Genomic DNA, 17,299 nt, shown 5'->3' on the forward strand with positions numbered 1-17,299 from the left:
GAACGGACGAGGGGCGGTGCCGCGCGGCACCGCCCCTCGTCCCCGCCCCGGGCCTCCGGTCAGCCCAGCAGCAACAGTGCCTGGTCCAAGGCCTGCAGGAACCGGTTCGTCGTCACCCGGTCCCGCACCGCGAGCCGCAGCCAGTTCCGGTCGAGCCCCGGGAACGTGTCCCCGCGCCGAGCCGCGAACCCCAGCGACCGCAGCCGCTCCCGGACCGCGTCCGCGCCCTCGATCCGGACCAGCACGAACGGCCCCTCGGCCGCCGCCACCGCCCGGACCTCGTCGAACTCCGCGAGGCCCGCGAGCAGGTGCGCCCGCTCCACACCGATCCGGTGCGCCGCCTCCTCCGCCTCCATCAGCGCCAGCGGCGCCATGCACGCCTCCGCCGCCACCAGCGCCGGCGTCGACACCGGCCACAGCGGCTGTACGCGCTCCAGCGCGGCGACAGTCTCCGGCTCGGCCAGCACATAGCCGATCCGCAGCCCCGCCAGACCCCAGGTCTTGGTCAGGCTGCGCAGCACCACCAGACCCGGCACGTCCGTCCGCGAGGCCAGCGACTCCCGCTCGCCCGGCACCGCGTCCATGAACGCCTCGTCGACCACCAGCCACCGCCCGGGCCGGGCGAGCGACGCGATCGCGGCCGCCGGGTGCAGCACGGAGGTCGGGTTGGTCGGATTGCCGATCACCACCAGGTCCGCGTCCTCCGGCACCGCCGCCGGATCCAGCCGGAAACCGTCCTCCTCGCGCAGCAGCACCCGCTCCACCTCGTGCCCGGCGTCCCGCAGCGCGGCCTCCGGCTCGGTGAACTGCGGATGCACCACGACCGGCCGGCGCACCGGCAGCGCCCGCGCGAGCAGCACGAACGCCTCCGCCGCACCCGCCGTGAGCAGGACCCGCCGGGCCGGCAGATCGTGCCGCTCGGCCACGGCCGCTCGGGCCGCCCGGCCGTCCGGGTAGGCCGCGAGGCCCGTGAGCGAGTCGGCGATCCGCTCCCGCAGCCACTCCGGCGGGGTGTTCGTCCGCACGTTCACCGCGAGGTCGATCAGCTTCTCGTCCCGTACCTCGGCGTCGCCGTGGTGTCTGAGATCGTGCGCGTCAGCAGAAGTGTGGGTGTCCATGGCCGCCGTCGTGTGGGGGGTGGGGATGGGGATGGCGCGTGTGGGGGATGGGTGGGGCTCGCCAGCGATGTACCCGTGAGTATCGGGCAACAACCGTGCGCTTGGGGAGACTTCGTTCGGACGAAGCGGTACGGAACGGGCAATGGCGCAGGTCACACGCCTGCCCTTCCGCTTCGGCACCACCAGCACCGCACCCGGCCCGGCCCCGCGCAGCGCCGCCGCCTCCGCCACCGACGCCGTCCCCGTGGCGGCCAGCGACCGCTCGGAGGGATGCGGCACGGCCACCGCCGCCAGCTCCGCGCTCCCGAACGCCCGCACCGGCACCCCGAGCCGCGCCGCCGCCCCGGCGATCCCCGGCTCCGCCGCCCGCGCGTCGAGCGTCGCGAGCGCCCGCACGTCCCCGCCCGTCAGCCCCGCCTCGCGCAGCACCGCCCCCACGAGCGCGAGCACCTCCGCCACGGCGACCCCCGACCGGGCGCCGACGCCCACCACGACCGCCGGCCCGAGGTGCGCGGGGGAGCCGCCATCGGATAGCAAAGGCCCATGGCTGTAGTCGTCGCGCTCGGCGCGTTCCTCATGACGCTGTTCGGCGGCTGGACCGCCCAGCGCGTCACCGACCGCCGCCACCTCGTCCTCGGCCTCGCCGGCGGACTCATGCTCGGCGTCGTCGGACTCGACCTCCTCCCCGAGGCCCTGGAGGCCGCCGGCGCGAAGGTCTTCGGCGTCCCCGAGGCCCTGCTGCTGTTCGTCGGCGGCTTCCTCTTCGCCCACGTGGTGGAACGTCTCCTCGCCGTCCGCCGCGCGGCCCACGGCGCCGCCGGGGACCGCGCCCCCCAGGTCGGCCTCACGGCCGCCGCCGCCATGGTGCTCCACAGCCTCATGGACGGCATCGCGCTCGGCGCCGCCTTCCAGGTCAGCGGCGGCATGGGCGCCACCGTGGCGATCGCCGTCATCACCCACGACTTCGCCGACGGCTTCAACACGTACACGATCACGACCCTCTACGGGAACGCCCGCCGCAAGGCCGTCGCGATGCTCGTCGCCGATGCCGTCGCCCCGCTCGTCGGCGCCGGCCTCGCCACCCTGTTCACCCTTCCGGAGGAACTGCTCGGCGCCTATCTCGGCTTCTTCGGCGGTGCCCTGCTCTACCTCGCGGCCGCCGAGATCCTCCCCGAGGCCCACCACGAACACCCCGCCCGCACCACCCTGCTGTGCACGGTCGCGGGCGTGGCGTTCATCTGGCTCGTGGTGGGACTCTCCGGCGGCTGAACTCACCCGCAGCGCTCCACGAAACGCGCGGCGGCGGCCGGCGCTCCCGCCCAGTGGGTGTGCACGTAACTGGCGTGCACCCCGCCCTGGACGAAGCCCTCGACCCGAGGCTCCGGCTGCCGCAGCCCCCAGGCCGCCAACGGGCCCGCGCCCGGCTCGATCACGGTCCGATGGAACTCGTGCCCCCGCATCCGCGTCCCGGCCGCCGCGAGCACGCTGTCGCTCACGGCCACCGCGTCCCGGTACCCGAGCGTCAGCCGCGACGACATCCGCGCGTCCGCGTCGAGCACCCCGCACATCGGGCGCCCGTCCAGCGACCGCGCGAGGTAGAGCAGACCGGCGCACTCGGCGGCGACGGGCGCGCCCGACGCGGCGAGGTCGGCGACCGCCTTGCGCAGCGGCTCGTTGGCGGACAGCTCGTCGCCGTACACCTCGGGGAAGCCGCCGCCTATGACCAGGCCGCGGGTGCCCTCGGGGAGGGCCTCGTCGCGGAGCGGGTCGAAGGTGACGACCTCCGCGCCGGCGGCCCTCAGCAACTCCGTGTGCTCCGCGTACGAGAACGTGAACGCGGCGCCCCCGGCGACGGCGACGACGGGTCCCGTCGCGGGCAGTCGCTCCGCCGGGGCGGAACGGGTGGGCACAACGGAACCACCGGCGTGCAGCCGCTCGCCGGCCTCGGCCGACCACGGCTCGACCCGCAACTCCGGAGCGCTCCGCGCCAGCGCCAGCAGCGCCTCCAGGTCGCACCCGGCCCGCACCTGCTCCGCCTGCGCCGCCACCGCCTCCACGGCCTGCGCCTGCCGCTCCGCGACCGGCACCAGCCCGAGGTGCCGCGACGGAGTGGCGACGGCCGGCGCGCGCCGCAGGACGCCGAGGACCGGCACGCCGGACTCCTCCAGCGCCTCCCGCAGCAGCGCCTCGTGCCGGTCGGTGGCGACCTTGTTCAGGATCACCCCGCCCAGCCGCACCTCCGGGTCCCAGGACGCGAAGCCGTGCACGAGCGCGGCCACCGACCGGGACTGCGAGGAGGCGTCCACGACCAGCACCACCGGCGCCCGCAGCAGCTTCGCCACCTGCGCCGTGGAGGCCAGCTCGCCCTGGCCCGCGGCCCCGTCGTACAGGCCCATCACGCCCTCGACGACCGCCAGGTCGCAGCCCCGCGCGCCGTGCGCGAAGAGCGGCGCGACCAGCTCCGTGCCGCACATGTACGCGTCGAGGTTCCGGCCCGGGCGGCCGGTGGCGAGCGCGTGGTAGCCCGGGTCGATGTAGTCCGGGCCGACCTTGTGCGGGGAGACCGCCAGACCACGGCCGGCGAAGGCGGCCATCAGGCCGGTCGCGACCGTGGTCTTGCCCGCGCCCGAGGACGGGGCGGCGATGACCAGACGTGCTACCACTCGATGCCCCGCTGGCCCTTCTGACCCGCGTCCATCGGGTGCTTCACCTTCGACATGTCGGTCACCAGGTCCGCGAAGTCCATCAGCTCCTGCGGCGCGTTGCGGCCGGTGATGACGACGTGCTGCTGACCCGGACGGTCCCGCAGCACCTCGACGACCTCCTGGGTGTCGATCCAGCCCCAGTGCAGCAGGTACGCGAACTCGTCGAGGACGTAGAACCGGTACTTCTCCTCGGCGAGGTCCCGCTTGACCTGCTCCCAGCCCTCTCGGGCCTTCTCCTCGTGCGACTGCTCGCCCTCGGCGACCTCGCGCTGGATCCAGGACCACCCCTCGCCCATCTTGTTCCAGACGACCGTGCCACCCTTGCCGGTCTCGCCGAGCGCCTTGAGCGCGTTCTCCTCGCCGACCCGCCACTTGGCGGACTTGACGAACTGGAACACCCCGATCGGCCAGCCCTGGTTCCAGGCGCGCAGCGCCATTCCGAAGGCGGCGGTCGACTTCCCCTTGCCGACGCCCGTGTGCACCATCACCAGCGCACGGTTGCGACGCTGACGGGTGGTCAGTCCGTCGTCCGGAACGACGGTCGGCTGTCCCTTGGGCATTACGCGGCCCTCCTTGTGGCTTGTACGTCCCTGACGAGCCCGGCGATCGAGTCGGCGCGCAGCTCGTCCAGGGTGACGGCGGTGCCGTCCAGTTCACGGGCGAGGCTTCCGGCGAGGCCGAGCCGCACCGGTCCCGTCTCGCAGTCCACGACCACCGCGGCCGTGCCGTCGGCGGCGTGCAGGCGGGCCGCCCGCGCGGCCAGCGCCACCGGGTCGGCGCCGCCGCCGGTCGCCCGGCCGTCGGTCACGACCACGAGCAGCGGGCGCCGCGAGGGGTCCCGCAGGCGCTCCACGCGCAGCACGTCGTGCGCCTTGAGCAGGCCGGCGGAGAGCGGCGTGCGGCCCCCGGTGGGGAGCTGTTCGAGACGGGCGGCGGCCGCGTCCACGGACGAGGTCGGCGGCAGCGCGACCTCGGCGTCCCTGCCCCGGAAGGTGACCAGACCGACCTTGTCGCGCCGCTGGTACGCGTCGAGCAGCAGCGACAGGACCGCGCCCTTGACGGCGCTCATCCGCTGCCGGGCCGCCATCGAACCCGAGGCGTCCACGACGAACAGGACCAGATTGCCCTCCCGGCCCTCCCGGGTCGCCTGCCGCAGGTCGTCCCGGCGCAGCACCAGGCCCCGCCCCGAGCGCCCGCGCGCCTTCTGGTGCGGGGCCGCGGCCTGCACGGTCGCGGCCAGGTGCAGCTTGGTCAGCGTGCCCCTGGGGCGGGTCGCGCCGGTGGTCCGGCCGTGTTCCGTACGGGCCCGGGAGCGGCGCCCGGCCGCGCCCTCGCCGAGTCCGGGCACGCTGAGCATCTTCGTACGGAAGGGCTCGGCGGCCCGGACGGCGGCGCGCTCGCCGGAGCCGGCTCCGGAACCGCTGTTCCGGGGCGCGGACGCGCCCTCGGGGACGTCGGACGGGTCGGCCGCCTCGGGTGCGGGCCCGTCGCCCTGCGGCGGAATCCCACCGCCACCGCCACCGCCACCGCCGCCGGGGCCGCCGTCACCCGGGCCCTGCGGGTCCGGGTCGTCGGGGGAGGGCTCGTCGTCGCCCTTGAACCGCTCCAGGGTCTCGTCGAGCTTGTCCTGGTCGAGGCCGGGCGCGTCGAAGGGGTTGCGCCGCCGCCGGTGGGGGAGCGCCAGCAGCGCCGCCTGCCGCACGTCCTCGGAGGTGACCTCCGTCCGCCCGGCCCAGGCCGCGAGCGCGGTCGCCGTGCGGGCCATCACGATGTCGGCGCGCATGCCGTCGACCTCGAACGCGGCGCAGGTCGCCGCGATCTGCAGCAGCACCGCGTCCCCGAGCGTCACCGCCGGCAGCAGCTTCCGCGCGGCGACGATCCGCTCGCGCAGCGCCGCCTCCTCGTCGGCCCAGCGCGCGGCGAACGCGGCCGGGTCGTCCTCGAAGGCGAGCCGCCGCCGCACGACCTCCACCCGCTGCTCGGGCTCCCGGGAGGCCGCCACCTCCACCGTCAGTCCGAAGCGGTCCAGCAACTGCGGCCGCAGCTCGCCCTCTTCGGGGTTCATGGTGCCGACCAGCAGGAAGCGGGCCGCGTGCCGTACGGAGACGCCCTCGCGCTCGACGTAGGAGGAGCCCATGGCGGCGGCGTCGAGCAGCAGGTCGATGAGGTGGTCGTGCAGCAGGTTGACCTCGTCGACGTACAGGATGCCCCGGTGCGCGTCGGCGAGCAGCCCCGGCTCGAAGGCCTTCACGCCTTCCGAGAGCGCCCGCTCGATGTCGAGCGCGCCGACCAGCCGGTCCTCGGACGCGCCGACCGGCAGCTCCACCATCCGCGCGGGCCGCGCCTCGCGCGCCCCCTCGCTGTGCGGCCCGTCCGGGCAGCCCGGGTCGGGCGCGGCCGGGTCGCAGCTGAAGCGGCAGCCCGCGACCACCGCCACCTCCGGCAGCAGCTCCGCGAGGGCGCGGACGGCCGTGGACTTGGCGGTGCCCTTCTCGCCCCGGACCAGCACACCGCCCACGGCCGGGCTGACGGCGTTCAGCAGCAGCGCGAGCCGCAGGTCGTCCATGCCGACAACGGCGGTGAACGGGTAGCGGGTGCTCATCGGGCGGTCACTCCTTCGAGTCGTACGGGGATCGGGGCGGGCGCGGCGGGCGGGGTGCTCACGGCGCCCCCGGCGGCACGAACGGCAGCCCCGTCGGCGCGCCCTTCTCGATCAGGCGGAGCAGCGCGTCCGTGTCGGCGTGCTCCTCGATCAGGTCGCCGAGGCGGTCGAGCTGTTCCTCGCGGAGGGCGCCGAAGGCGGTGTCGGGGGCCGGGACGAAGCGGCGCCCGGCGGCCGCCGCGACCTCGCGGAGGAAGGCGCGGCGGAAGGCGTCGCTCTCCAGGGAGCCGTGCCAGTGGGTGCCCCAGACCGCGCCGACCCGGCAGCCGTCGAGGAAGGGGTCTCCGCCGAGGACCTCGGCCACGCCGTGGTGGATCTCGTAGCCCTCGACCCGCTCGCCGAGCGCTTCGCCGACCGGTCGGGCCAGGGTCTTCTCGGGCGCGAACCGGACCCGTACGGGCAGCAGGCCGAGGCCGTCGACGGTGCCCGCCTTCGACTCGACCTCGTCCTCGATGCGCTCGCCGAGGGCCTGGAAGCCGCCGCAGATGCCGAGCACCGGGCGCCCCTCCGCGGCCCGCCGGACCAGCGCGTCGGCGAGGCCGCGCTCGCGCAGCCAGGCCAGCGCCCTCACCGTGCCGCGCGTCCCCGGCACCACGACCAGGTCGGCGTCGACGAGTTCCTCGGGCCGGTCCACGAAGCGCACGACGACGCCCGGTTCGGCGGCGAGCGCGTCGACGTCGGTGAAGTTGGACATCAGCGGGACGGCGCAGACGGCGACCCGCAGCACGTCCTCGCCCAGCGGCGGCGCCACGACCGACTCGCGTACGGCCCCGCGCAGCGACACCCGCAGGCCGTCCTCCTCGTCGATGCCGAGTCCGTGCGCGTACGGCAGGACGCCGAAGGTCGGGCGCCCGGTGAGGCCGTGCAGCATGTCGAGTCCGGGTTCGAGCAGGGTCACGTCACCCCGGAACTTGTTCACGAGATAGCCCGCGACGAGCTCCTGGTCCTCGGGCGCGAGCAGCGCCGTCGTCCCGAAGAACTGGGCGAACACCCCGCCCCGGTCGATGTCGCCGACCACGACCACGGGCAGTCGCGCGGCCCGCGCGACGCCCATGTTCACGATGTCCGTGCGCCGCAGGTTGATCTCGGCCGGACTGCCCGCCCCTTCGCAGATCACGGCGTCGTACGTGCCCCGCAGCTCCTCCAGGCATGCCAGGACCGGCTCGAACAGCTCCTGCTGCCGGCCCCCGTGGTAGCCGCGGGCGCTGAGCTCGCCGACCGGCCTGCCCATGAGGACCACCTGGCTGGAGCGGTCGCTGCCGGGCTTGAGCAGCACCGGGTTCATCAGCGCGCTCGGCTCGACCCGCGCCGCCTGCGCCTGCATGGCCTGGGCGCGCCCGATCTCCGCGCCGTCCCGCGTGACGAAGGAGTTGAGGGACATGTTCTGCCCCTTGAACGGCGCGACCTTCAGGCCCTGCCGGACCAGCCACCGGCAGATGCCGGCCGTGACGACGCTCTTGCCCGCGTCGGACGTGGTCCCGGCGACGAGCAGCCCCCCACCCCTCATGCGTTCCTCCGCTTCCTCAGCGCGTGCGCGATGGTCCGGCCGCCCACACAGGCGGCCAGGGTCAGCCAGGTCACCCGGCGGGACAGCCGGACCGCCCGGTCGATGTCGGCCACGTCGACGGCCCGCCCCGCCCCGTTGAGCACCGGCCGGTGCTCGATCCGCCCGCCGTACGACAGGGTGCCGCCGAGCCGTACGCCGAGGGCCCCGGCGAACGAGGCCTCCACCGGCCCCGCGTTGGGGCTCGGATGCCTCCCGGCGTCCTCGCGCCAGGCCTTCAGGGCCCCGCGCGGGTTCCCCCCGGCGACGGTGGTGAGGACGGCGGTGAGCCGGGCGCCCGGCCAGCCGGCGAGGTCGTCGAGGCGGGCCGAGGCCCAGCCGAAGCGCCGGTAGCGGGGGGAGCGGTGGCCGACCATGGCGTCCAGGGTGTTCACCGCCCGGAAGCCGAGCAGGCCCGGCACGCCCGCGACCGCCCCCCAGAAGAGGGCGCCCACGACGGCGTCGGAGGTGTTCTCGGCGACGGACTCGACGACCGCGCGGGCCATCGCGGGACCGTCGAGCGCCTGCGGGTCGCGGCCGACCAGGTGCGGCATCCGTGCCCGGGCCGCCTCCAGGTCGCCGGCCCCGAGCGCCCCGCCGATCGCGCGGGCCTCGCGCCCCAGGGTCGTTCCGCCGACGACGGCCCACACGGAGGCGGCGGTCAGGGCGACGGAGGCGGCGCGGCTGCCGCGCGCGGTGCGGGCGGCGAGGGCGCCGAGCGCCACGGTTCCGCCGGCGCAGACCGCGGTGTGGAGGGCGCCGCGGCCGCGGTCGTCGCGCCACAGGACGCGTTCGACCGCGCCGGCCGCCCGGCCGAACGCGGCGACGGGATGGCCGCGGCGCGGATCGCCCACGAGCAGGTCGACGGCGAGGCCGGCGGCCGCTCCGTACGCGAAGACGGCGGGGGCACGGGAGGGTCTGGGGCCGCGGCCGGGCATGGCACTGTGTCCTCACTCAGGGTCCGCGCCCTGGCTCGACGTGACCGGCGGCGAGAGTTCCTGACTCCCGGCCCGTCGGGGCCGGTCACAGTGGCGGGACCGTGCCGGATTCGCACCGGACTTCCTCTGCTTGCCGCCGTAATGGCTCCGGAAGTCCACCACGGCCCGCGAACACCCGTCAACTCACCCTTGACCTGCGTCGTGTCACTGTGCGAAGCACCACAAACACGGCGGCCGGGCGGTCCCGCACCCGTGGGTGAGGGGCCGCCCGGCCGGTGGGCCCGTCGAGCGTCAGACGACGATCAGGTAGATGCCGTACGCGACGGCCGCCGCGCAGAGCGTGAAGCAGAGGTAGGCGCCGGTACGGGCCAGGGTGGCGGAGCCGCCGGCGGCCGCGGCCTGCTCCTGCTTGCCGAGTCCGACGACACCGAGGGTGAAGAGGCCCACGAGGGCGACGGTCGCCACGAGGCTGACTCCGAAGACGGAGCCGAGAGCTGCCCAGTCGATCTTCATGCTTGGTTCCAGTTCCTTAGACCGCGGCGGCGGGGGCCGGGGGAGCGGCCGGGTCCGTCGGGCCCGGGGCGGGGATGGTGGTCTTCAGGTCCGCGTCCGCGACGGCGGCGACGGAGCCGGCCGGCGGCGGGGTGACGGCCGCGATGGCGGTGGTGACGACACCCGCGGGCTCGGTGTCGGTCTCGACGTCGTTGACGTTGGTGTGGTCGACGACCTGGCGGCGCGAGACGAGCCAGATGCCGAGGCAGGAGGCGACCAGGAAGGCGGCGACGACGTAGACGCCCCAGGCGCCCTGGCGGGCGACGTACTCGGCGCCCGCGCCGACCAGACCGGCGGCCGGCAGGGTCAGGCCCCAGGCGACGAACATGCGGGTGGCGGTCGACCAGCGGACGACACCGCCCTTGCGGCCGAGACCCGCGCCCATGACGCCACCCGAGACGACGTGGGTGGTGGAGAGCGAGAAGCCGAGGTGGGAGGAGGCCAGGATGGTCGTGGCCGCGCTGGTCTGGGCGGCGAAGCCCTGCTGCGGCTGGAGGTCCGTGAGCCCCTTGCCCATCGTGCGGATGATGCGCCAGCCGCCGAGGTAGGTGCCGAGCGCGATCGCCAGGCCGGCCGAGACGATGACCCAGACGGGCGGGTTGGCGCCCGGGGAGAGGACGCCGCCGGCGACCAGGGCGAGCGTGATGATGCCCATGGTCTTCTGGGCGTCGTTGGTGCCGTGGGCGAGGGAGACGAGACCGGCGGAGGCGATCTGACCGGCCCGGTAGCCCTTCTCCGTCGCCCCGGCGTCCGCGTTCCGGCCGAGGCGGTACGTCAGGCGGGAGCCGAGCATCGAGGCGACGCCGGCCACCACGGGGGCGGCGACCGCCGGGAGGAGGACCTTCGTCACGACGACGTCGCCGTTCACGCCGCTGACGCCGATCGAGGCGACGGTCGCGCCGATGAGGCCGCCCATCAGGGCGTGGGAGGAGCTGGACGGCAGTCCGACCAGCCAGGTCACCAGGTTCCAGAGGATCGCGCCGACGAGCGCGGCGAGGATGACTTCGGGCTGGATGCCCTCCTCGTTCACCAGTCCCTTGGAGATCGTCTTGGCGACCTCCACCGACAGGAACGCGCCGACGAGGTTCAGCACGGCGGACATGGCCACCGCCGTCTTGGGCTTGAGGGCACCGGTCGAGATGGTCGTGGCCATCGCGTTGGCGGTGTCGTGGAAACCGTTCGTGAAATCGAACACGAGAGCTGTCACGACCACAATGGCGAGCAGCAGCGTGATGTGTTCCATTTACCCAGGCAATCGTTTGACGTCAGTGGCTCGTCGAACGTAAGCAACCTGGGTGAACGGAAGGTGAACTGGGCCGGGCGGCATGGTGTCCCGATCCGGGGTCCCGAGATTCCGCTTAAGGGCCGGACGGGCTCGCTGTCCACGATGCGGTCACGGTGCGACCCGGGGTAAACCGTGCCGTTCCGGGCCGGACGCAACGCGCGTAGCTTCCAGCGCTCCCGACACGTTCCGCCCCATGGACCACTTCAGCCCCACGGGCGACCCCGGAACGAGATCCACGTCACTCGAAGGAGTCGCCCGCCCGGTGGCAGGTCGGCCCCGGGCTGCGGACACTGGGAGCGTGCGCCCGGCTACAGCGACGGCAGCGGCCGTCACCACAGTCATCGGTCTCGGCGCGGCCGCGGTGGCGGCCGGCCGGTACGCCAGCGACGTCGCCCTCGGGGTGCCCTCCGGGCGCCCCTTCCCCGGCGATCCGAAGCTCACCGTGCACGCCACGGGCCCGGGCCGGATCACCCTCACCCGCAGCCTGGCCTCGCTGCGCCCCGGCACCTACGGGATCGAGGGGGAGGACCTGCACGCGGTGGTCGGCCCGGTCCTCGACCGGGTCCCGCACACCGCCGACACCGTCGTCCGCCGCCTCGAACGCGTCGAGCGCGGCGTCCTCGGCCCCCGCGTCCGGGTCCGCTTCACCCCGCAGCTGCACATCGGCACCCCCGAGACCGCCCTGGGCCTGCGCCACGAGGACGTCGAGATCCCCGGCGAGCTCGGCGCCCTGCCCGCCTGGCTCGTCCCCGGCGCCCGCCCCACCTGGGTGATCGCCCTGCACGGTCTCGGCACCACCCGGGAGCAGCCCCTCAACCTGCTGCCCTTCCTCCAGCGCCGGCAGATCCCCGTCCTCATCCCGGCCTACCGCGGCGACGCCGGCGCGCCCGCGGTCCCGGACGGGCTCGGGCACCTCGGCGACTCCGAGTGGCGCGACGTCGACGCCGCCATCCGCTTCGCCGTCCGGCGCGGCGCCGCCCAGGTCGTCCTGCACGGCTGGGGATCCGGCGCCGCCATGGCTCTGCACGCCGCGGCGAGCTCCGGGGTGCGCGACCGGATCCGGGGCCTCGTCCTCGACTCCCCGGTCCTCGACTGGGAGGCCACCCTGCGCAATCTCGCCGCCGCCCGCCGCGTCCCGGGCCCGCTGCTTCCGCTCGCCGTCCGCGCCGCCCAGGGCAGGACCGGACTCCACGGCGACCGCCTCCAGGAGGCCGCCGCCCCCGGCGCGCTGGGCGTCCCGACCCTGCTCTTCCACGGCCCCGACGACACCCTCGCCCCCTGGGGCCCCTCGCAGCGGCTCGCCCGGCTCCGCCCGGACCTCGTCACCCTCACCACGGTCCGCGGCGCCCCCCACGCGGCCATGTGGAACGCCGACCCCCTCCGCTACGAAGAGGCCCTCCGCCGCTTCCTGACCCCGCTCGTCTGAGACACCGCCAGGGCGCCGGGACGGGCGCGTTCCGCCCGCCGCCGGGCCCGCGCCGGAGGCGGACCCCGGCCGGCGCGGCGGCGTTGCGGATTCCGATTGGGCTTTCGGGCCGTCAGCGGGAAGACTGCCCCCGTGACGTCTCGAAAGCCCGATGAACCATTGGCGCGCAACTCCAGACTCCGACTCGTCCGTCCGCGGGCACTCGCCACCGCGCGAAAGGCCGTGACGACCCGGCGCACCCGCCCGGCGCCCCGGCCGCCCGAGGGGACCCCGCCCCGCGCGGAACTGGCCCTCCAGGCGCGGGCCGTGCTCGCCGACGCGGTCCGGATCGCCCGCTGGGCGGCCGTCGACCGGCAGGCGGAGACGGCACCCCCGGACGGGGAACGGGCCGCCGCCGCCCTGGATCTGACGCCCGGGCAGGTCAGGGCCGGCTGGGACCGGGCCCGGCTGGCCGGTCTCGTCGAGCTGCACGGCGACACCGCCCGCCCCGGCTGGCGGCTGCAGGCCTGGGACCGGGACGACTCCGCCGTGCTGCGCGGCTGGGTCGCCCTCTTCGACGCCTGGTCCCTGGTCCATCCGGCGCCCGAGGACGTGGCGCCCGGCGCCGTCGCCGAGGTCGTCGAGGCCGTGCCCCAGGTCCTCTCCCTGCTCCAGCTCTCCGCCGGGCCCGTCGCGGTGGCCGGGCTGCTCGACCTGCTGCGGCAGCGCGTCGCCGAGCTGCGCGAGGAGCGCTGCGAGGTCCCGGCCCCCGACGCCGAGCCGGTCCCCGACGTCGAGCCGGCCGCCACCGCCGACGGCCTGCCCGCGCTGCTCGACTGGGCCCTGGAAGGCCTCGCCGCCGTCGGCGCCCTGACGCTCGCCACCACCGCGGAGGGCTGCCAGGCCACCCTCACCCCGCTCGGCAACTGGGCGGTCTGGGTCAAGCTGGAGCAGATCTGCGTCGCCGCCCAGAGCCCGGCCGGCAACATCGAGCAGTCCGCCGCGGACATGCTGCGCGGCTGCGCCCGGCTCACCCCGGGCCCGGCCCGCGACGAGTACCGCGCCTGGCTCGCCGCCCGCACCCTGTCCAGCGCGGTCGCCGAGCTGCTCGCCGTCGCCCGCGGCGAGGACGCCCTGCTGCGCGGTCTCGCCTTCGAGGCCCTGCGGGTCGTCGGCGCCCCGGCCGAGCCCGAGGTCCGCGCCGCCCTGGCGGAACCGTCGCTCCGCCCGTACGCGCTGCTGTGGCTCGCCGAGTACGAGGGCGCCGACCCGGACGACGCCCCCGAGGTGCTGACCCGCGAGGAGGCGACCTGGCTCTGGGTGGACACCGCGGCAGCCGTCGCAGACCACGGCGAGAGTGCCCTGCTCGTCCGGCACCTGGACTCCGCCGTCCAGGGGACCGTCCCCGCCCTCCTCGACGAGGTCCGGGCGGTCGGCCACCCCCGCACCGTCCAGGTCCTGGTCGCGCTCGCCGCCGCCCACCCCGACCCGTCCCTGGCGAAGGCGGTCCGCCGGGCCGCCTTCCAGGTGCACACGGGCGGGGCCTGAGCCGCCGGGGGCCGCCACGCGGCAGGGAGCTACCCCGCGGCGCCGGGGGCGTACGTCCCGAAACTCCAGACGTTGCCCTCGGTGTCGCGGGCCATGTAGTCCCGCGCGCCGTAGTCCTGGTCGGTCGGCGGCATCACGATCTCGGCGCCGTGGGCGAGCGCCTGGGCGTGGTGCTCGTCCACGTCGGTCACCCGGACGTAGATCCCGGCCGGGCCCGCGCCCGTCATCAGCTGGTCGAACCGGCTGCCCGTGCCCTTGCTGCCGAGCATCACCCTCCCGTTGCCGTAGGACAGCTCGGCGTGCATCACCCGGCCGTCCTCGCCCTCGTACACGGCGTCGGCGGCGAAGCCGAAACCCTCGGTGAGCAGCCGGATCGCGGCCTTCGCGTCCTCGTACGTCAGCGTCGGACAGATGTCGGGGGACTCGGCCATCCCGATCACTTCCTCTCTACTGCGATGTGATCCGGGTCTCAGTCTCGCAGCCGACGCCGCCGGTGCCCGGGAGCGACGGCGCGCGCTCCGGCGCCGCGGGAAGGTCCCCCCGCGGGAAGGAGGCGGTGGGCCGCCAAGGGAAGGTGCCGGGCCGCCAGGGGAAGTGCGGGCCGTCAGCGGAAGGTGTCGCAGCGCGCCAGGTCGCCCGTGGTGTAGCCGGTGGAGAACCACTGCCGGCGCTGCGCCGCCGAGCCGTGCGTCCAGGTCTCCGGGGTCACCCGGCCCTGGAACCGCTCCTGGATCCGGTCGTCGCCCACGGCCGCCGCCGCGTCCAGGCCGTCGCGGATGTCGTCGTCCGTCAGCCGGGTGAGCAGCGGCCGGCCCGTCCGGTCGTCCGGTGTGGTCACCGCGTGCCGGGCCCAGACGCCCGCGTAGCAGTCGGCCTGGAGCTCGACCCTCACCGCGCCGGAGTTCGCGCCGGTCCGGCCGTTCTGGGCGCGGGCCAGCGTTCCCATCGCGTTCTGCACGTGGTGGCCGTACTCGTGCGCCACCACGTACGCCTGGGCGAAGGGCCCGCCGGTCGCGCCGAACGTGGTGCGCAGCTCCTCGAAGAAGCCCAGGTCCAGATAGACCCGCCGGTCGCCGGGGCAGTAGAACGGGCCGACCGCCGAGCTCGCCGTGCCGCAGGCGGTCGCGACCCGCTGGGTGAACAGCACCGTCGGCGCGTCCCCGTACCGCGCGCCGCGGCGCGCGTACTCGGCCCGCCAGAAGTCCTGCACGCTGTTGACCACGGCCACGATCCGGCAGTCCTCGCGGGTGTTGGCGTCGGAGCCGGTCCGGCAGCGCCGGTTCACCTGGGCCGCCGAGGAGGAGGTCGCGACCGGCCCGTCGCCCCCGGACGACAGGCCCAGCTGCTCGGGCCCCACCCCGAAGAGCAGGCCCAGGACCAGCGCGATGACGCCGACGATGCCGCCGCCGACGGTGGCCCTGCCGCCCGGGATGCGGCTGCCCCGGACGTCCTGCACCTCCGAGGTGTCCAGGTTGGCGTCGTCGTCGAACTGCATGGCCACCGCCCTCCGCTTTCTGCCGAGTATCGATCGATACGGCAGGGCTCACCCCTTTTACGCGGCATGGGGGGCACGCGAGACGAGCGAGGTATGCGTCTCTTACCGGGAAAGTGTGAGATGCGGCATCTGTGATCTGTGGCCTAAAAGCAGTTGCAGCCGCCCGTTAGACTGGCCGCATGGCCATTCTCCCCGTGCATTAGCGGCGTCGAAGCCCCGCTCAGCCGTCCTTCCGCCGTTACCCATCGCCCTGGAGTCTGTCCGTGATCACCGCTTCCGGCATCGAGCTGCGCGCCGGCGCCCGTGTCCTCATCGAGTCCGCTTCCTTCCGCGTCGCCAAGGGCGACCGCATCGGCCTGGTCGGCCGCAACGGAGCGGGCAAGACCACCCTCACCAAGTGCCTCGCGGGCGAGGGGCAGCCCGCCGGCGGCACGATCAGCCGCTCCGGCGAGGTCGGCTACCTCCCGCAGGACCCGCGCACCGGCGACCTCGACGTGCTCGCCCGCGACCGGATCCTCTCCGCCCGCGGCCTCGACGTGCTCCTCCGCAAGATGCGCCAGAACGAGGAGCGCATCGCCACCGGCGCCGGCGCCACCCGCGAGAAGGCCCTCCGGCAGTACGAGCGCCAGGAGACCGAGTTCCTCACCAAGGGCGGTTACGCGGCCGAGGCCGAGGCCTCCACCATCGCCGCCGCCCTCGGCCTGCCCGACCGGGTCCTGGGCCAGCCGCTGCACACCCTCTCCGGTGGTCAGCGCCGCCGGATCGAGCTGGCCCGCATCCTCTTCTCCGACGCGGACACGCTGCTCCTCGACGAGCCCACCAACCACCTCGACGCCGACTCGATCGTCTGGCTGCGGGACTACCTGAAGACCTACCGCGGCGGCTTCATCGTGATCTCCCACGACGTCGACCTCGTCGAGACCGTGGTCAACAAGGTGTTCTACCTGGACGCCAACCGCTCCACCATCGACGTCTACAACATGGGCTGGAAGCTCTACCAGCAGCAGCGCGAGGCCGACGAGAAGCGCCGCAAGCGCGAGCGCCAGAACGCCGAGAAGAAGGCCGCCGCGCTCAACTCGCAGGCCGACAAGATGCGCGCCAAGGCCACCAAGACCGTCGCCGCGCAGAACATGGCCAAGCGCGCCGAGCGGCTGCTGTCCGGCCTGGAGGCGGTCCGCGTCTCCGACAAGGTGGCCAAGCTCCGCTTCCCGGAGCCCGCCCCCTGCGGCAAGACCCCGCTCACCGCGGAGGGTCTGTCCAAGTCGTACGGTTCCCTCGAGATCTTCACCGATGTGAACCTCGCGATCGACAAGGGCTCGCGCGTGGTCATCCTCGGCCTCAACGGCGCGGGCAAGACCACCCTGCTGCGGCTGCTCGGCGGCGTCGAGCAGCCGGACACCGGCGAGGTCACCCCCGGCCACGGCCTCAAGCTCGGCTACTACGCCCAGGAGCACGAGACCCTGGACCCCGAGCGCACCGTCCTGGAGAACATGCGCTCCGCCGCGCCCGACCTCGACCTGGTCGAGGTGCGCAAGGTGCTCGGCTCCTTCCTGTTCTCCGGCGACGACGTCGACAAGCCGGCCGGCGTCCTGTCCGGCGGCGAGAAGACCCGGCTCGCGCTCGCGACCCTGGTCGTCTCCTCCGCGAACGTGCTGCTCCTCGACGAGCCGACGAACAACCTGGACCCGGCCAGCCGCGAGGAGATCCTCGGTGCGCTGCGCACGTACAAGGGCGCGGTCGTGCTCGTCACCCACGACGAGGGCGCCGTCGAGGCGCTCGACCCGGAGCGGATCATCCTGCTCCCGGACGGCGTGGAGGACCTGTGGGGCGCCGACTACGCGGACCTGGTCGCCCTGGCCTGACCGGCGAGCGGGTCGGTGATCACTTCGAGCTGGATCATTCGGCTCATGGGTGATCCTTCATCTGAGTGAGTGCGTCTCATACCCCCGGCGCGGGGGGGGGGGGGGCCCGACCCCCCCGCCCCCCCCCCCCCCCGGGGGGCCCCCCGGGGCCGGACCCGCCCCAAACCCCCCCGCGGGGGGGCGCGG

14 protein-coding genes and 1 riboswitch are annotated in these 17,299 nt (G+C 74.8%); of the genes, 4 read left to right on the forward strand and 10 right to left on the reverse strand.

Annotated features, from left to right (window positions below; translation table 11 throughout):
* Positions 1–59 precede the first annotated feature (59 nt).
* Complete coding sequence (gene cobC / locus ACIGXE_RS05610) at positions 60–1,610, reverse strand: Rv2231c family pyridoxal phosphate-dependent protein CobC (protein WP_399743802.1); 1,551 nt, start codon at positions 1,608–1,610, stop codon at positions 60–62.
* Positions 1,611–1,661: 51 nt separating this feature from the next.
* On the opposite strand from cobC, the gene ACIGXE_RS05615 reads away from it, so the two are divergent.
* A complete protein-coding gene (locus ACIGXE_RS05615; RefSeq protein ID WP_399743439.1) occupies positions 1,662–2,387 on the forward strand; it encodes a ZIP family metal transporter in 726 nt (241 codons plus the stop codon).
* A gap of 2 nt (positions 2,388–2,389) precedes the next feature.
* Here the strand turns inward: ACIGXE_RS05615 and ACIGXE_RS05620 are convergent, their stop codons facing one another.
* The 7 genes from ACIGXE_RS05620 to ACIGXE_RS05650 form a co-directional block, all read right to left on the reverse strand.
* Positions 2,390–3,781 carry a cobyrinate a,c-diamide synthase gene (locus ACIGXE_RS05620; RefSeq protein WP_399743442.1) on the reverse strand — a complete coding sequence of 464 codons (1,392 nt, stop codon included), beginning with the start codon at positions 3,779–3,781 and terminating at the stop codon, positions 2,390–2,392.
* The gene (gene cobO / locus ACIGXE_RS05625; RefSeq protein WP_399743445.1) at positions 3,775–4,383 is read right to left on the reverse strand and encodes a cob(I)yrinic acid a,c-diamide adenosyltransferase; all 609 of its coding nucleotides are present in this window, start codon (positions 4,381–4,383) and stop codon (positions 3,775–3,777) included. The genes ACIGXE_RS05620 and cobO overlap by 7 nt, the downstream gene beginning before the upstream one ends.
* On the reverse strand, positions 4,383–6,425 hold the full coding sequence (locus ACIGXE_RS05630) for a putative cobaltochelatase (RefSeq protein ID WP_399743448.1): 2,043 nt from the start codon (positions 6,423–6,425) through the stop codon (positions 4,383–4,385). The genes cobO and ACIGXE_RS05630 overlap by 1 nt, the downstream gene beginning before the upstream one ends.
* A gap of 58 nt (positions 6,426–6,483) precedes the next feature.
* Positions 6,484–7,992: a cobyric acid synthase gene (locus ACIGXE_RS05635; protein ID WP_399743450.1), complete on the reverse strand. Its 1,509-nt coding sequence runs from the start codon at positions 7,990–7,992 to the stop codon at positions 6,484–6,486.
* Complete coding sequence (locus ACIGXE_RS05640; protein ID WP_399743453.1) at positions 7,989–8,966, reverse strand: cobalamin biosynthesis protein; 978 nt, start codon at positions 8,964–8,966, stop codon at positions 7,989–7,991. Before ACIGXE_RS05640 ends, ACIGXE_RS05635 begins: the two co-directional genes overlap by 4 nt.
* A 31-nt stretch (positions 8,967–8,997) precedes the next feature.
* Positions 8,998–9,119: riboswitch (cobalamin riboswitch) on the reverse strand.
* A gap of 138 nt (positions 9,120–9,257) precedes the next feature.
* Complete coding sequence (locus tag ACIGXE_RS05645; RefSeq protein ID WP_399743456.1) at positions 9,258–9,479, reverse strand: hypothetical protein; 222 nt, start codon at positions 9,477–9,479, stop codon at positions 9,258–9,260.
* A 16-nt stretch (positions 9,480–9,495) separates the two neighbouring features.
* The gene (locus tag ACIGXE_RS05650; RefSeq protein ID WP_399743459.1) at positions 9,496–10,761 is read right to left on the reverse strand and encodes an anion permease; all 1,266 of its coding nucleotides are present in this window, start codon (positions 10,759–10,761) and stop codon (positions 9,496–9,498) included.
* A gap of 340 nt (positions 10,762–11,101) precedes the next feature.
* On the opposite strand from ACIGXE_RS05650, the gene ACIGXE_RS05655 reads away from it, so the two are divergent.
* Both ACIGXE_RS05655 and ACIGXE_RS05660 read left to right on the forward strand, forming a co-directional pair.
* Entirely contained in the window at positions 11,102–12,229 is a 1,128-nt protein-coding gene (locus tag ACIGXE_RS05655) for an alpha/beta hydrolase (protein ID WP_399743462.1), read from the forward strand.
* Positions 12,230–12,361: 132 nt separating this feature from the next.
* Complete coding sequence (locus ACIGXE_RS05660) at positions 12,362–13,756, forward strand: hypothetical protein (protein WP_399743465.1); 1,395 nt, start codon at positions 12,362–12,364, stop codon at positions 13,754–13,756.
* Between the two features lie 29 nt (positions 13,757–13,785).
* On the opposite strand, the gene ACIGXE_RS05665 is transcribed toward ACIGXE_RS05660, so the two are convergent.
* Together ACIGXE_RS05665 and ACIGXE_RS05670 are read right to left on the reverse strand one after the other, a co-directional pair.
* Positions 13,786–14,187: a VOC family protein gene (locus ACIGXE_RS05665; protein WP_399743471.1), complete on the reverse strand. Its 402-nt coding sequence runs from the start codon at positions 14,185–14,187 to the stop codon at positions 13,786–13,788.
* A 173-nt stretch (positions 14,188–14,360) separates the two neighbouring features.
* Positions 14,361–15,251 carry a neutral zinc metallopeptidase gene (locus ACIGXE_RS05670; protein WP_399743475.1) on the reverse strand — a complete coding sequence of 297 codons (891 nt, stop codon included), beginning with the start codon at positions 15,249–15,251 and terminating at the stop codon, positions 14,361–14,363.
* Between the two features lie 263 nt (positions 15,252–15,514).
* Between ACIGXE_RS05670 and ACIGXE_RS05675 the strand changes: the two genes are divergently transcribed.
* A complete protein-coding gene (locus ACIGXE_RS05675) occupies positions 15,515–17,113 on the forward strand; it encodes an ABC-F family ATP-binding cassette domain-containing protein (RefSeq protein ID WP_399743478.1) in 1,599 nt (532 codons plus the stop codon).
* Positions 17,114–17,299 lie beyond the last annotated feature (186 nt).

The organism is Streptomyces sp. NPDC053431 (genome assembly GCF_044544925.1).
GTDB lineage: Bacteria > Actinomycetota > Actinomycetes > Streptomycetales > Streptomycetaceae > Streptomyces.

What these genes read in the sequence shown, in the direction of transcription:
- ACIGXE_RS05640 (WP_399743453.1), bottom strand. Translation starts at nt 8,966, where the DNA reads ATGCCCGGCCGCGGCCCCAGACCCTCCCGTGCCCCCGCCGTCTTCGCG.
- cobO (WP_399743445.1), bottom strand. Translation starts at nt 4,383, where the DNA reads ATGCCCAAGGGACAGCCGACCGTCGTTCCGGACGACGGACTGACCACC.
- ACIGXE_RS05615 (WP_399743439.1), top strand. Translation starts at nt 1,662, where the DNA reads ATGGCTGTAGTCGTCGCGCTCGGCGCGTTCCTCATGACGCTGTTCGGC.
- ACIGXE_RS05635 (WP_399743450.1), bottom strand. Translation starts at nt 7,992, where the DNA reads ATGAGGGGTGGGGGGCTGCTCGTCGCCGGGACCACGTCCGACGCGGGC.
- ACIGXE_RS05670 (WP_399743475.1), bottom strand. Translation starts at nt 15,251, where the DNA reads ATGCAGTTCGACGACGACGCCAACCTGGACACCTCGGAGGTGCAGGAC.
- ACIGXE_RS05645 (WP_399743456.1), bottom strand. Translation starts at nt 9,479, where the DNA reads ATGAAGATCGACTGGGCAGCTCTCGGCTCCGTCTTCGGAGTCAGCCTC.
- ACIGXE_RS05665 (WP_399743471.1), bottom strand. Translation starts at nt 14,187, where the DNA reads ATGGCCGAGTCCCCCGACATCTGTCCGACGCTGACGTACGAGGACGCG.
- ACIGXE_RS05650 (WP_399743459.1), bottom strand. Translation starts at nt 10,761, where the DNA reads ATGGAACACATCACGCTGCTGCTCGCCATTGTGGTCGTGACAGCTCTC.
- ACIGXE_RS05630 (WP_399743448.1), bottom strand. Translation starts at nt 6,425, where the DNA reads ATGAGCACCCGCTACCCGTTCACCGCCGTTGTCGGCATGGACGACCTG.